At 75.0% G+C, this 13,732-nt stretch carries 16 protein-coding genes; 12 read left to right on the top strand and 4 right to left on the bottom strand.

What is annotated here, in order from left to right; genetic code table 11:
- Positions 1–33: 33 nt before the first annotated feature.
- Together LG395_RS09555 and LG395_RS09550 are read right to left on the bottom strand one after the other, a co-directional pair.
- Positions 34–1,281: an inorganic phosphate transporter gene (locus LG395_RS09555; RefSeq protein ID WP_225809086.1), complete on the bottom strand. Its 1,248-nt coding sequence runs from the start codon at positions 1,279–1,281 to the stop codon at positions 34–36.
- Positions 1,282–1,424: 143 nt separating this feature from the next.
- A complete protein-coding gene (locus tag LG395_RS09550; protein ID WP_225809085.1) occupies positions 1,425–2,261 on the bottom strand; it encodes a lysozyme in 837 nt (278 codons plus the stop codon).
- A gap of 178 nt (positions 2,262–2,439) precedes the next feature.
- On the opposite strand from LG395_RS09550, the gene LG395_RS09545 reads away from it, so the two are divergent.
- From LG395_RS09545 to LG395_RS09535, 3 genes are all read left to right on the top strand, one after another.
- Entirely contained in the window at positions 2,440–3,171 is a 732-nt protein-coding gene (locus LG395_RS09545) for a class II aldolase/adducin family protein (protein ID WP_171157578.1), read from the top strand.
- 133 nt (positions 3,172–3,304) lie between these two features.
- Positions 3,305–4,432 (top strand): alpha/beta hydrolase, encoded by a 1,128-nt coding sequence (locus LG395_RS09540; RefSeq protein ID WP_225809084.1) that lies wholly within the window; start codon positions 3,305–3,307, stop codon positions 4,430–4,432.
- 214 nt (positions 4,433–4,646) lie between these two features.
- The gene (locus tag LG395_RS09535; protein WP_225809083.1) at positions 4,647–6,062 is read left to right on the top strand and encodes a hypothetical protein; all 1,416 of its coding nucleotides are present in this window, start codon (positions 4,647–4,649) and stop codon (positions 6,060–6,062) included.
- A 131-nt stretch (positions 6,063–6,193) separates the two neighbouring features.
- Here the strand turns inward: LG395_RS09535 and LG395_RS09530 are convergent, their stop codons facing one another.
- Positions 6,194–6,430 carry a VOC family protein gene (locus LG395_RS09530; protein WP_225809082.1) on the bottom strand — a complete coding sequence of 79 codons (237 nt, stop codon included), beginning with the start codon at positions 6,428–6,430 and terminating at the stop codon, positions 6,194–6,196.
- A 235-nt stretch (positions 6,431–6,665) separates the two neighbouring features.
- Here LG395_RS09530 and LG395_RS09525 point away from each other — a divergent pair, with 235 nt between their 5' ends.
- The 4 genes from LG395_RS09525 to LG395_RS09510 all read left to right on the top strand — a co-directional run bounded on the left by LG395_RS09525 (position 6,666) and on the right by LG395_RS09510 (position 10,528).
- Complete coding sequence (locus LG395_RS09525) at positions 6,666–7,358, top strand: hypothetical protein (RefSeq protein ID WP_225809081.1); 693 nt, start codon at positions 6,666–6,668, stop codon at positions 7,356–7,358.
- Between the two features lie 93 nt (positions 7,359–7,451).
- Positions 7,452–9,050 carry an ABC-F family ATP-binding cassette domain-containing protein gene (locus LG395_RS09520; protein WP_103813044.1) on the top strand — a complete coding sequence of 533 codons (1,599 nt, stop codon included), beginning with the start codon at positions 7,452–7,454 and terminating at the stop codon, positions 9,048–9,050.
- Between the two features lie 335 nt (positions 9,051–9,385).
- A complete protein-coding gene (locus LG395_RS09515; protein ID WP_004002281.1) occupies positions 9,386–9,607 on the top strand; it encodes a helix-turn-helix domain-containing protein in 222 nt (73 codons plus the stop codon).
- Positions 9,608–9,724: 117 nt separating this feature from the next.
- Positions 9,725–10,528: an enoyl-CoA hydratase/isomerase family protein gene (locus tag LG395_RS09510; RefSeq protein ID WP_171157583.1), complete on the top strand. Its 804-nt coding sequence runs from the start codon at positions 9,725–9,727 to the stop codon at positions 10,526–10,528.
- 30 nt (positions 10,529–10,558) lie between these two features.
- Here the strand turns inward: LG395_RS09510 and LG395_RS09505 are convergent, their stop codons facing one another.
- Positions 10,559–11,284, bottom strand: coding sequence for a nucleopolyhedrovirus P10 family protein (locus LG395_RS09505; protein WP_225809080.1), 726 nt, complete (start codon positions 11,282–11,284; stop codon positions 10,559–10,561).
- Positions 11,285–11,386: 102 nt separating this feature from the next.
- On the opposite strand from LG395_RS09505, the gene LG395_RS09500 reads away from it, so the two are divergent.
- From LG395_RS09500 to amaP, 5 genes are read left to right on the top strand one after another with little or no spacing between them, the layout of a single operon-like run.
- Positions 11,387–11,857 carry an Asp23/Gls24 family envelope stress response protein gene (locus LG395_RS09500; protein WP_171157587.1) on the top strand — a complete coding sequence of 157 codons (471 nt, stop codon included), beginning with the start codon at positions 11,387–11,389 and terminating at the stop codon, positions 11,855–11,857.
- A 46-nt stretch (positions 11,858–11,903) separates the two neighbouring features.
- A complete protein-coding gene (locus LG395_RS09495) occupies positions 11,904–12,098 on the top strand; it encodes a hypothetical protein (RefSeq protein WP_225809079.1) in 195 nt (64 codons plus the stop codon).
- Positions 12,095–12,481, top strand: a complete 387-nt coding sequence (locus tag LG395_RS09490; RefSeq protein WP_372463219.1) for a hypothetical protein — start codon at positions 12,095–12,097, stop codon at positions 12,479–12,481. Before LG395_RS09495 ends, LG395_RS09490 begins: the two co-directional genes overlap by 4 nt.
- Complete coding sequence (locus LG395_RS09485; RefSeq protein WP_171157592.1) at positions 12,478–13,143, top strand: DUF6286 domain-containing protein; 666 nt, start codon at positions 12,478–12,480, stop codon at positions 13,141–13,143. Before LG395_RS09490 ends, LG395_RS09485 begins: the two co-directional genes overlap by 4 nt.
- A complete protein-coding gene (gene amaP / locus LG395_RS09480) occupies positions 13,140–13,727 on the top strand; it encodes an alkaline shock response membrane anchor protein AmaP (protein WP_225809077.1) in 588 nt (195 codons plus the stop codon). The genes LG395_RS09485 and amaP overlap by 4 nt, the downstream gene beginning before the upstream one ends.
- The last annotated feature ends 5 nt before the right edge of the window (positions 13,728–13,732 follow it).

Genomic DNA, 13,732 nt, shown 5'->3' with positions numbered 1-13,732 from the left:
GGGATGCTTCCTTCAGTAACCGTGTGCGCGGGGTCAGACCGCGGCGGCCGGCGGGGCGGCCGGGGCCGGGGCGGGCTCGGTGGCCGGGGCCGGGATGGTGGCCGTCAGGTCCTCGGTGACCATGCCCGCCGGGGGCGGGGTCACGGCGGCGATGGCGGTGGTGACCACACCGGCCGGCTCGGTCTCCTGGACCACGTTGGTGTGGTCGACGACCTCGCGGCGGGAGATCTTCCAGATCGCGGCGCTCGCGGCGACCAGGAAGACGGCGACGACGGCGGTGCCCCAGTCGCCCAGGCCGGTCACGGACTCGGCCCCCGCGCCGACCAGCGCGGCGGCGGGCAGGGTCAGCGCCCAGGCGACGAACATGCGGGTCGCGGTGGACCAGCGGACCACACCGCCCTTGCGGCCGAGGCCCGCGCCCATCACCGAGCCGGAGACGACGTGCGTGGTGGAGAGGGAGAAGCCGAGGTGGGAGGAGGCCAGGATGGCGGTCGCGGCGCTGGTCTGGGCGGCGAAGCCCTGGCGCGGCTCCAGGTCGGTCAGGCCCGTGCCCATGGTGCGGATGATGCGCCAGCCGCCGATGTAGGTGCCGAGCGCGATGGCCATGCCCGCGGAGAGGATCACCCAGGTGGGAGGGTTGGAGCCGGGGGCGATGGAGCCGCCCGCGACGAGGGCGAGGGTGATGATGCCCATCGTCTTCTGGGCGTCGTTGGTGCCGTGCGCGAGGGAGACCAGGCCGGCGGAGGCGATCTGGCCGGCGCGGTAGCCCTTGCGGGTGGCCTCGCCGTCGGCGGTGCCGCCGACGCCGTAGGAGAACCGGGTGGCCAGCAGCGAGGCGAGGCCCGCGACGACCGGCGCGGCGACGGCCGGGAGCAGCACCTTGGTGACCAGGACGTCACCGTGGACGGCGCCGAAGCCGGCGGAGGCGACGGTGGCGCCGACCAGGCCGCCCATGAGGGCGTGCGAGGAGCTGGAGGGCAGACCCACCAGCCAGGTCAGCAGGTTCCAGAGGATCGCGCCGACCAGGGCGGCGAAGATGACCTCGGGACGGATGCCGGTCTCGTCGACGAGACCCTTGGAGATCGTGTTCGCGACCTCCACGGAGAGGAAGGCGCCCACGAGGTTGAGGACGGCGGACATGGCGACCGCGATCTTCGGCTTCAGGGCGCCTGTGGAGATGGTGGTGGCCATCGCGTTCGCGGTGTCGTGGAAACCGTTCGTGAAATCGAACGCGAGTGCGGTTACCACCACAATCGCGAGGATCAGCGAGAAGCTTTCCATTTACCCAGGCAATCGTTCGAGGTCATTGGCTGGATGAACGTAGGCAACCTGGGTGAACGGAAGATGAACTGAGGCGGGCGTGAGGGTGTCGGTAACACGCGTACGGGGTTCCGCTTCGCGCCGTCGGCCCAGGCGCGCCTTGGCTAGTGGCCGCGCGCGAAGATCCGCAGCCGGCTCAGGGAGCCGTTGAAGAGATCCTGGTCACCCGGCAGCCTGCCCTTGACGGCGTGCTGCCAGAACGTCCAGTACCGCCAGCCGCCCGGCAGCGCGCCCGGCCGTGAGGTGCCGTGGCGGGCGATCCACAGGGCGTGCGAGGAGGAGAAGGCGCGGCTGTTCCCGGTGCACATCTTCCACCACTGGGTGGTGGTGTAGATCACCGGACGGCGGCCGGTCCGCTTCTTGAGCTCGTCGCTGAACGACCGGATCCAGCGGACCATCCGGGCCTTGCCCACCCGGTAGCACTTGTGTTTCGCGTCGTAGGGGTTGTACTCGATGTCCAGCGCGGGCGGCAGCGTCCAGCCGTCCGCCCGCCAGCCCCCGCCGTGCCGCACGAAGTAGGCCGCCTGCTCGGCGCCGGAGGACCGGTCCGGCCGGGCGAAGTGGTACGCGCCCCGGATCAGGCCGGCCGCGCGGGCGCCCGAGTACTGCCCGGAGAAGTAGGGGTTGCGGTAGCCCGTGGACTCGGTCGCCTTGACGTAGACGAACCGCGCGCCCCTCGCCCGGGCGGCCGCCCAGTCGACCCCCCTCTGGTGGGACGACACGTCGTGCCCCCTGGGCGGCGTCCCGGACAGGAGCGGCAGCGCGGGCAGCCCCGACAGCACCGACAGCGCGCCCGGCACCGGGGGCGCTGCGGCCCGCGGTCCGCCGGGCGGCACCAGTGGTCCGGCGGAGGCGGTCGTGACGGTCGCCAGGGCGAGGACCGCCGTGGCCGCCGCGAGGGCACCGGCACGGCGGCGGGCAGGGGTGCGTTCACGGGCCATGCGTCTCCCCGGGGTGGACGTCCAGTCGGCAAGAGGGATCATTGAAGGCCCGCTGGTCACCGCGTCGACGCCGGTTCATGGCGTTTCGGCGTGATGTCCGCCCGTTCGGCCGTATCGTTTCCGCACGGCAGCGGCCGCCCCGGGCGCTCCGCGCCGGTCGGGCTGACAGGATCACGGCATGGCTGAAACGCTGCGGAACACGGACGACGGGCACCAGAACGGGCGGCAGGACAGCGGGCGACCGGACGTGCGGCAGGGGCGGGCGCCTCGGGACGAGGCGCGGCTCTGGGCGGAACTGGTCGCGACCGCACGCCGGACCGTCGCCGACGGACTGGTGGTCGGCACCTCCGGCAACGTCTCCGCCCGCGTCGGGGACCTCGTCCTGGTCACACCGTCGGGAGTCCCCTACGACCGGCTCACCCCGGACGACATCACCGGCGTCGACCTCACCGGACGCCAGGTGCTCGGCACGCTCACGCCGACCAGCGAGCTGCCCATGCACCTCGCCGTCTACCGCACCACCGACGCCCGCGCCGTCGTCCACACCCACGCCGTGCACGCCACCGCCGTCTCCACGCTGGTGTCCGAGCTGCCGCCGGTCCACTACATGACCGCCGCCCTCGGCGGCCCCGTGCGCGTCGCCCCCTACGCCGCCTACGGCAGCGACGAGCTGGCCGGAAACATGCTCCGCGCCCTCACCGGCCGCTCCGGCTGCCTCCTGCGGAACCACGGCACGATCACCTACGGCGCCACGCTCGGCCAGGCCTACGACCGCACCGCCCAGCTGGAGTGGATGTGCCGGCTGTGGCTCACGGCGTCCTCCGTGCCGGGTCTGACCCCCTCCCTGCTGACGGAGGCACAACTGGCCGAAGCCGGGGAACGCTTGAAGGGATACGGCCAACGGAGGTGACCCCTTGCTGTCCTCGACGCGTCGCGACGGCGCCCAGCCACGACGTCCGCACCGGGCGGTGCCGCACCCGCCCGCACCGTGGCGGTCCCCGCCTCCGCTGGCCGGTGGCGGCGGCCCCGCCGACACTGGAGCCGTGCGCACCGTCAAAGCCACCGCCGCCGGGCTCACCGCGGTCCTGGCCGCCGCGATGGCGTCCGTCGCCGCGGGCCGGCTCGCCAGCGACGCCGCGCTGAAGACCCCGGCGGGCCGCCCGCTGCCCACCGAGCCCCGCCTCACCGTGCACGGCACGGCCGCCGGCCAGATCACGCTCACCCGCGACCTGGCGGCCCTGCGCCCCGGCACCTACGGCCTCGCCGGCGACGGCTCCCACGCGGTCGTCGGCCCCGTCCTGGAGGGGGCCCAGCACACCGCGGACACGGTCGTACGGCGTCTGGAACGCGTCACCCACGGCACCTTCGCCCCCGGCGACGCGGCCTGGCTGACCCCCCACGTGTACGTCGGCGACCCCGGCGCCGCCCTCGGCCTGGACCACACCGACGTCGACGTGCCCGGCGAGCTGGGCCCCCTGCCCGCCTGGTTCGTGCCCGGCGAGCGGGACACCTGGGTGATCGCCGTGCACGGCCTCGGCACCACCCGCGAGCACACCATGAACGTGATGGGCTTCCTGCACGGCCGCCGGCTGCCCGTCCTCGCCCTCGCCTACCGCGGCGACCTCGGCGCCCCGCGCCCGCCGGACGGCCTGAACCACCTCGGCGACACCGAGTGGCGGGACGTCGAGGCGGCGATCCGTCACGCCCTCGGCCACGGTGCCCGCCGGGTCGTCCTGCTCGGCTGGTCCACCGGCGCCACCATGGCCCTGCGCGCCGCCGAGCACTCCGCGGTCCGCGACCGCATCGCCGGCCTCGTCCTGGACTCCCCGGTGCTCAGCTGGGAGGCCACCCTGCGGGCCCTGGCCAGGGCCCGCCACACCCCGCGACCGCTGCTGCCGCTCGCTGTGCGGGCCGCGCAGGGCCGGGCCGGACTGCACGCCGACCGGGTCGCCGAGATCGCCGACCCCCGACGGCTCCGGGTCCCCACCCTGATCATCCACGGCCCCGGCGACCGGGTCGCCCCCTGGGAGTTCTCCCGCGGGCTCGCCCGGCGCCGCGCCGACCTCGTCTCCCTGCACACCGTCGCGGACGCCCCGCACGCGGCGATGTGGAACGCGGACCCCGGGGAGTACGAGGAGCAGCTGCGACGGTTCCTGACCCCGCTGATGTGACGCAAGGGGCTGCTGTGACACCGCTGCCTCCCGGGCCGGCGGGACGCCCCGGAGCCCGTGCCGCCGGCACCGGCGCGAAACATTCCGTTTAGGGGCGTACGACTGGCGCGATCGCGCCTCCCCGGCCCTTGCGCACCCGGTGCGTTGGCCAGCCCCGTCGCCCGCCGTGACATTCCGTTTGGGTTTTCGGACCGTCAACCGGAAGACTGCACCCGTGACGTCCCGTATCCCGCGCGACTCCAGGCTTCGACTCGTCCGACCGCGACCCCTGGCCGCCGCCCCCAGAGCTGTGAACCAGCGGCGCCCACGCCGCCCCGCACCCCGGCCGCCGGAGGGCACCCCCGCACCGGCCGAACTGGCCGGAATGGCCCGCGCCGGTCTGGCCGGCGCGGTCCGCGTCGCCCGCTGGGCCGACACCGCGCTCGGCCCCGGCCGCGCCGGCGCCACCGCCGACGGCAAGGCCACCCTCTCCGACGCCACCACCGAACGCGCCGCCGCCGACCTCGGCCTGAGCGACGCTCAGGTCCGCGTCCACTGGGACACCGCCCGCCTCGCCGGACTCGTCGAGGTGCACGGCGACAGCGCGCGCCCCGGCTGGCGACTGCGCGCCTGGGACCGCGACGACAGCGCCGTGCTGCGCGGCTGGGTCGCCCTCTTCGACGCCTGGTCGCTCGCCTGCCCCGAACCCGACGGACACGAGTCGGCCGCCGTCGCCGAGGTCGTCTCGGCCATGCCCCAGGTGCTCTCCTTCCTCCAGCTGTCCGCCGGACCGGTCCCCGTCGAACAGCTGCTCGACCTGCTCCAGCAGCGGGTCACCGAACTGCGCACCGAACGCTGCGAGGTCGCCTACGAACCCGGCACCGGACAGCCCGCCGGAGCCCCGGCCCCGGCGGAATCCGTCCCCGCCGACGCCCCGCTCGCCCCCCTGCTGGACTGGGCGCTGCGCGCCCTGGCCTCCGTCGGCGCCCTCACCTACGGCGACGGCCAGGCCACGCTCACCCCGCTCGGCAACTGGGCGGTCTGGGTCAAGCTGGAGCAGATCTGCGTGGCCGCGCAGAGCCCCGCCGGCAACATCGAGCAGTCCGCCGAGGACATGCTGCGCGGCTGCGCCCAGCTCCGTCCCAACGCGGCCCGCGCCGAGTACCGCGCCTGGCTCGCCGCCCGCCCCGTCGGCAGCGCCGTCACCGAGCTGATCGCCGCCGCCCGGGGCGACGACGCCCTGCTGCGCGGCCTGGCCTTCGAGGCGCTGCGCGTCGTCGGCGCCCCCGCCGAGCCCGACGTGCGGTCCGTCGTGGACGAGCCGGCCCTGCGGCCGTACGCCCTGCTGTGGCTGGCCGAGCACGACGGCGTCGACCCGGAGGACGCCCACGAGGTGCTCACCCGGGACGAGGCCACCTGGCTCTGGGTGGACACCGCCGCCGCCGTCGCCGACCACGGCGAGGCGCCGATGCTGGTCCGGCACCTGGAGTCCGCGGTGCAGCCCACCGTGCCCCAGCTGCTCGACGAGGTCCGCGCCGTCGGCCATCCGCGCACCGTGCAGGTCCTGGTCGCCCTCGCCGCCGCCCACCCCGACCCGGCCCTGGCCAAAGCCGTCCGCCGGGCCGCGTTCCAGGTGCACACCGGAGGCTGAGCGGAAGGCCGACGGCGCGGGTGCGGCGGGGGAGCGGCTCGGGCGCCGGTCCCGGGGGGCGTACGTCCTGAAGCTCCGGACGCGCCCCCGCGCGTAGTCCCGCGAGCCGTGGTCCCGGTCCGCCGGGGGCATCAGGATCTCCACCGCGTGCTCCACGGCCCGCCGGCGCGGGCGGCCACGCCGCTCCGGACCAGCCCGGCGTGCACCACCCTGCCGTCCTGTGCCTCGTACACCGGCAGCCCGGTGACGCCCAGGGCCCCCGTGAGCCGCCGGATCGCCGCCCCGGCGTCCGCGTGGGGCAGCGTGGGACGGATGCCCGGCCGTGCGCCGCCACCCGGGCCCGCCATGCCGGTCACGCCCTCGTGCATCGGTTGCGCCCCGCTCCTGGAGTCTCGCAGCCGCCACCGACAACGCCCCGGCGCGACGGGACGCGGCGCGCCGGCGCGCCGGCCGGGTCCGGCGCCGGGCGCCCCGGCGGACGGCCCCCGCCCCGCCGAACGGGGGGACTTCCCGCCCGCGCCCGCCCGGCCACCGGGCCGGCCCGGTCCGCGGTGACTACGCTCGGCGGCTGATCCTGGGACGGTGGTACCCGAAGGGGGTGAGGTGGCACTTCCACCCGTGGGCCGCCTCGCCGTCGCCCTCCTCCTGGCCGTCGTCACCCTCGGCCTGCTCGGCGCCGCCCGGCAGCTGCGGCCGGTTCCCTACGGCGACCGGCTCCTGACCGCCGGGCCGGTCACGGGGACCTGGGCGGCGCGGGTGCGGGACGGCGCCGTGGCCGCCCACGACAGCCGTACCGGAGCGCTCCGGTGGCGCTACGCGCGCGCGGGGCACCGGCCCGTCGACGTGGTGCACGCGCGCGGGGAGGCGATCGCGCTCTGGGACGACGGTCTGCTCACCGCCACCGACGGCCGGTCCGTGCGCTGGCACCGGGCCCTGCCCGACGCGGCCGAGTGGCTCCCGGCCCAGGGCGGCGCCGGCGTGCTGCGCCCCCTCGGCCGCGGCATCCTCGCCGTGGTGGCCCCCCGCCGCGTCACCGCGTACCGCACCGCCGACGGCGACCTGCGCTGGGTGCTGCCCGCCCGGGACGGCTGCGCCTTCCTCCCCGAGGGCGCCGTGCGCCGGGGCGCGGCCCTGCTCCTCGCCCAGCCCTGCGCGGACGCCGCGTGGACCGGCCAGCTCGTCGCCCTGGACGACCTGGGCCGGATCGCGCCGGGCCGCACCCCGCTGGGCAACGGATCCCCCGCGCCCGCGCCCCGCGGGACCGGAGGCGGTAAACCGCTTGCACGACCCCGTTAGACTTTCCCCCATGGCCTTTCTCCTCGCGCATTAGACGGCGGGAACGTCCTCAGCCGCCCACCCGCCAACCCCTGTACGCCCTGGAGTCTGTCCGTGATCTCCGCCTCCGGTATCGAGCTGCGCGCCGGTGCGCGCGTCCTCATCGAGAACGCCACCTTCCGTGTCGCCAAGGGCGACCGCATCGGCCTCGTCGGCCGCAACGGCGCAGGCAAGACCACTCTCACCAAGTGCCTGGCCGGTGAGGGCATCCCCGCGGGCGGCACGATCACCCGCTCCGGCGAGGTCGGCTACCTCCCGCAGGACCCCCGCACCGGTGACCTGGACGTCCTCGCCCGCGACCGCATCCTCTCCGCCCGCGGACTCGACGTACTGATCCGCAAGATGCGCGAGAACGAGGAGCGCATCGCCAACGGCAAGGGGTCCACCCGCGAGAAGGCCCTGAAGCAGTACGAGCGCCAGGAGACGGAGTTCCTCACCAAGGGCGGGTACGCCGCCGAGGCCGAGGCCGCCACGATCGCCGCCGCCCTGAACCTGCCCGACCGGGTGCTCGGCCAGCCGCTGCACACGCTCTCCGGCGGTCAGCGCCGCCGTATCGAGCTGGCCCGCATCCTGTTCTCCGACGCGGACACCCTGCTCCTGGACGAGCCGACCAACCACCTCGACGCCGACTCGATCATCTGGCTGCGCGACTACCTGAAGACCTACCGCGGCGGCTTCATCGTGATCTCCCACGACGTCGACCTGGTCGAGACCGTCGTCAACAAGGTGTTCTACCTGGACGCGAACCGGTCCGTGATCGACATCTACAACATGGGCTGGAAGCTCTACCAGCAGCAGCGCGAGGCCGACGAGAAGCGCCGCAGGCGCGAGCGGGCCAACGCCGAGAAGAAGGCCGCGGCGCTCAACGCCCAGGCCGACAAGATGCGCGCCAAGGCCACCAAGACGGTCGCCGCGCAGAACATGGCCCGCCGCGCCGAGAAGCTGCTCTCCGGCCTCGAGGACGTCCGGATGTCCGACAAGGTCGCCAAGCTCCGCTTCCCGGAGCCCGCGCCCTGCGGCAAGACCCCGCTGATGGCCGAGGGCCTGTCGAAGTCGTACGGCTCGCTGGAGATCTTCACCGACGTCGACCTGGCCATCGACAAGGGGTCCCGGGTGGTCATCCTGGGCCTCAACGGCGCCGGCAAGACCACCCTGCTGCGGCTGCTCGCGGGGGTGGAGACGCCGGACACCGGCCGGGTCGTCCCCGGTCACGGGCTCAAGCTCGGCTACTACGCGCAGGAGCACGAGACCCTGGACGCCGACCGCACGGTCCTGGAGAACATGCGCTCGGCCGCCCCCGACATGGACCTGGTCGAGGTCCGCAAGGTGCTCGGCTCCTTCCTGTTCTCCGGCGACGACGTCGACAAGCCGGCCGGTGTCCTCTCCGGCGGCGAGAAGACCCGGCTCGCCCTGGCCACGCTCGTCGTCTCCTCGGCGAACGTGCTGCTCCTGGACGAGCCGACCAACAACCTGGACCCGGCCAGCCGCGAGGAGATCCTCGGCGCCCTGCGCACCTACAAGGGCGCGGTCGTCCTGGTCACCCACGACGAGGGCGCCGTCGAGGCGCTCCAGCCGGAGCGGATCATCCTGCTGCCGGACGGCGTCGAGGACCTGTGGGGCTCCGACTACGCGGATCTCGTCGCCCTGGCCTGACCGCAGGACTGATCCACCGGCTCTGGATCATTCGGCCCATCGGTGATCCATCATCTGTGTGAGATCTCCTCGTACCGCGGTGTGTCGTACACGCATTTTCCGGCCGATCCCCCGGCTGTCGGGGGATCGGCCGCCGCGCGTTCCTGACCTGGCACTTCACGAATCCACCCGGACGGCCCTATGGGTCGCACCCCATGGAATCACCCATTCCGCTTGTGGGGACCGGCTCCTGTCGTCACAACGATGTCTCACGGACCTTGCCGAATGGGTGGCCATCACGCCCAGGAGGGGTGATCATGAGGAGACCAGAGCGCACTTCCCATGAGGAGGCACGGGTGGCCGAGACTCTGAAGAAGGGCAGCCGGGTGACCGGCGCCGCGCGCGACAAGCTCGCGGCAGACCTGAAGAAGAAGTACGACTCCGGTGCGAGCATCCGGGCGCTGGCCGAGGAGACCGGCCGCTCGTATGGCTTCGTGCACCGGATGCTCAGCGAGTCGGGCGTCACGCTCCGTGGGCGTGGCGGAGCGACCCGGGGCAAGAAGGCCGCTTCGTCCTGACTCCGGGCGGCCCATCGGCTTCGATGGTGGCCACCCGGTCGGCAGACCGACCGGCCGGGTGGTTACTGTGCAGTCACTTAGCTTCGCTCTGCTGACCGCACCCATCGGAGGCGCCCCATGGCTTCGCCCGAGCAGGACCTCGCTCCCGCACTCGACAAGGACGGCGTACGGCTCACCGTCGACGACGCGCTCGCCACGGTGACGCTGACCAACCCGGCCAAGCGCAACGCCCAGAGCCCCGCCCTGTGGCGGGCGCTCGCCGAGGCCGGGCGGTCGCTGCCGGGCTCCGTCCGGGTCGTCGTGCTGCGTGGCGAGGGCAAGTCCTTCTCCGCCGGGCTGGACCGTCAGATGTTCACCCCGGAGGGGATCCCGGGCGAGCCGACCTTCATCGACCTCGCGCGCCGTGACGACGCCGGGATCGACGCGACCATCGCCGAATACCAGGAGGCGTTCACCTGGTGGCGGCGGACCGACATCGTGTCCATCGCCGCCGTCCAGGGGCATGCCATCGGGGCCGGCTTCCAGCTCGCCCTCGGCTGCGACCTCCGCGTCGTCGCCGACGACGTGCAGTTCGCCATGCGCGAGACCAGCCTCGGCCTCGTCCCCGATCTGACCGGCACCCACCCGCTGGTCGGCCTCGTCGGGTACGCCCGCGCGCTGGAGATCTGCGTGACCGGGCGGTTCGTCGGCGCCGAGGAAGCGGTGTCGAGCGGGCTGGCCAGCCTCGCCGTGCCCGCCGGGGAACTGGACGGGGCGGTGCGGGACCTGGCGGCGGCGGTCATGGCCGCCCCGCGGGACGCGGTGGTGGAGACCAAGGCGCTGCTCCGCGGTGCCCTCGACCGGACGTACGAGGAGCAGCGCGCGGCCGAGCGCGCCGCCCAGGCACGACGGCTGCGGGACCTGGCCGGCCTCGGCGAATGAGCCGGCGCCCGGCCGGGCGCCTGGAGCCGGTCAGCCCACCGCGGTGACCAGCACGGCCACCGTCGGGCGGTCCGGCAGGGCGTCCCGTACGGCCACGCGGACCTGCCGGGCCACGTCCACGGCTCGCCGGCTCGCGCCGGTGGCCAGTTCCACGCGGACGTGACGGCGCGGCAGGGCCGTCGCGTCGGCGTGCTCCTCGATGCGCACCGCCCGGCCCACACCGCCGAGGGACCCCGTCAGCCGGAGCACCCCGGGGACGGCCAGGGCCGCCTCCGCCACCGTGGTCGCGTCCGTGCCCACCGGCTCCTGGGCCGGCGGCGGTTGCGGGACGCCGGCCGCCGGGGCGGGCGGGGCGTCCGGCTCCAGCAGCTCCGTCGCCCGCAGGTCGATCTCCGTCACCGCGAGGCCGAGCCGTTCCGTCGCGGCCCCCGCCAGGACGAGCCGCAGCCGGGACGCCGTCGTCGGCAACGGCTCGGCGGCCGTCGCGGCGAAGTCCGCCGTCACCCGCAGCGGGCCCGGCGGCAGGGCGCTCGGCGGCGCCGGTACGACGGGCTCCGGCAGGTCCCGCGGATCGGCGAGCGCGATCCGCAGCGCGCCCAGACGCACGCCCGGCGCCCCGTCCGCCGCCGCGCGCCGCAGCACCGCCCCGGCCGCCTGCTCCGTGATCCACGCGCCGTCGCGCGGGCCACCGAGCGGCAACAGCCTGCCCAGCCCCACCTGATGCCGCACCGCCTGTGCCCACCGGTCCACCGTCATTCCACCAGCCTGCCGTATCCACGGCGCGCGACGGCGCAACCTTGCATACCGTGGTCGAAGGGAGACGACCGAGCGGGCGACGACCGAGAGGGACGTACGGCCATGACCGACACGACGATGACCCCTGAAGGCGGCCACGAACCGCAGGCGCCGGCCCGTAGGGCCACCCGGCGCGGCGGCGGCGACCCGGCGACCCGGGGCCGCACCACCATCGCCGACGGCGTCGTGGAGAAGATCGCCGGCCTGGCCGCCCGGGACGTGGTCGGCGTCCACGCCATGGGCAGCGGCCTCGCCCGCACCTTCGGCGCCGTACGCGACCGGGTGCCCGGCGGCGGCAAGTCGGTGACCCGGGGCGTCAAGGCCGAGGTCGGCGAGGTGCAGACCGCGCTGGACCTGGAGATCGTCGTGGACTACGGCGTCGCCATCGCCGACGTCGCCCGCGCCGTGCGGGAGAACGTGGTCGCCGCCGTGGAACGCATGACCGGCCTGGAGGTGGTCGAGGTCAACATCGCGGTCAGCGACGTCAAGCTGCCCGAGGAGGAGGAAGAGGAAGAGGAGCTGCGGATCCAGTGACACCCGGCACCCGGAACCGTACGCCCGACGAGCTGAGGAGCGCCGCATGAGCATGGCCGTGGCCGGCATGATCGCCGGAATGGCGCTGGGGTTCGCCGGCTACTTCGGCGGCTTCGGCGCATTCATCCTGGTCGCCGCGCTGGGCGCCGTCGGCTTCCTCGCCGGCCGGTTCGCCGACGGCGACCTGGAACTCGGGGACGTGTTCCGCACCCGCGACGAGCGGCGGGACCGGCGGCGGTGACCCCGGTGAGAGCCGGCACCGGCGCAGCCGCCACCGGCACACCGCGTCCCTCGCCGCCCCCCGTGCCGCCGGCCGAGCGCGGCGCCACCCGGATCGCCGACCGGGTCGTGGCCAAGATCGCCGCGCAGGCCGCCCGCGAGGCCCTCGCACCGCTGCCCGGTGCCGCAGCCGCGCCGCACGCCACGGTCCTCGTGGCCCAGCAGACGGCCCGGGTCCGCGTCCGTGTGGAACTCGGCTACCCCGGTGACATCGGCGCCCGGTGCGCCGCCGTGCGCAGTCGTGTCACCTCGCGTGTCGGAGCCTTGACGGACCTGAAGGTGCCGGAGGTCGCCGTAGAGGTGGAACGACTGCATCCGACGACGGGCCAGGGGGCCGGCCGATGAGCATGACGGGACAGGGACCGGCCGAAGAGCACGACGCGTCGAGGGACGGGCCGGTGAGCGGGACGCCGGGCAGCCCGGCGGTCGCCGAGCCGCCCGGTGTCGCACCGCCCGCCGGCAAGGGCAGCGGCCGGTTCTGGTCGCCGCGCCGCGTCCCCGCCGCGCTCGTCGCCGCCCTGCTGGCAGCCGGTGCCGGCCTCCTGCTGTACGACGTCGCCGCCGTACGCGCCCACCGCCCCGCGATGCACTGGCGCCGCGCCCTCGCCCGCCAGCTCGCCGAACGCCCTCTGGACGACACCTGGGTACGCGTCGGCGCGGGTGTCTCCGCCGCGCTCGGCCTGTGGCTGATCGTCCTCGCGGTCACCCCCGGCCTGCGCGACCTGCTGCCGATGCGGCGCCCGCACCCCGGCGTCCGGGCCGCGATCCGGCGCGGCGCGGCGGCACTGTTCGTGCGCGACCGGGTCATGGAGGTGTCCGGCGTGCGCGCGGTACGCGTGCGGATGGGCCGCCGCAGGGCCGACGTCCGGGTGGTCTCGCACTTCCGGGACCTGGACGACGTACGCGCCGACCTGGACACCGTGCTCGCCGAGGCGATCCGGGACCTCGCCCTGGCCCGCCCGCCCAGAGCGGCCGTGCGCGTGGCCCGGCCCGGACGGAAGGGATGAGCGCGGTGCGCGGCGGACTCAACCGCGTCCTGCTGGCCCTCGCCGGTCTGCTGCTGCTCGCGCTCGGCGGCGCGGTCCTGGCCGTCGGCCTGGGCGTGCGGTTTCCCTCCTGGTGGCCGCACACCGGTCCGCACGACGTCCTGCTCAGCAGGGCCGAACGCACCCACTACCGGGACGCCCCCTGGTGGTGGCCGGCGGTCATCGCCGCCCTGACCGTCCTCGTCCTGCTCGCCCTGGCGTGGCTCACGGCGGCGCTGCGCCGCCGCCGGCTGACCGGGCTGCTGGTCGACACCGGCGACGGCGCGGACGCCTACCTGCGGGGCACGGCACTGCAGAGCGCCATGGCGGCCGAAGCGGCGGCCCAGCCGGGCGTGGCGCGGGCGCGCGTCCTCCTGGGCGGCCGTCGCAGGGCTCCGATGGTGCGGGCCCGGCTCCGGCTGGAAGCGGACGCGGCACCGGCCGGGGCCCTGACCGCGTTCGCCACCGGAACGCTGGCCCACGCGCGCGAGTCGGCGGGTCTGGCGTCACTTCCGGCGGAGGTCCGGCTGGGCGAGGTCGGACACCGCGCGGAGAGGGTGACGTGAGGGCC

The sequence above is a fragment of the Streptomyces spinosus genome, assembly GCF_020400655.1.
Lineage (GTDB): Bacteria > Actinomycetota > Actinomycetes > Streptomycetales > Streptomycetaceae > Streptomyces > Streptomyces argyrophylli.
Note: the sequence above shows the minus strand (reverse complement) of the source record. Positions and strands in the feature narration are given on the sequence as shown.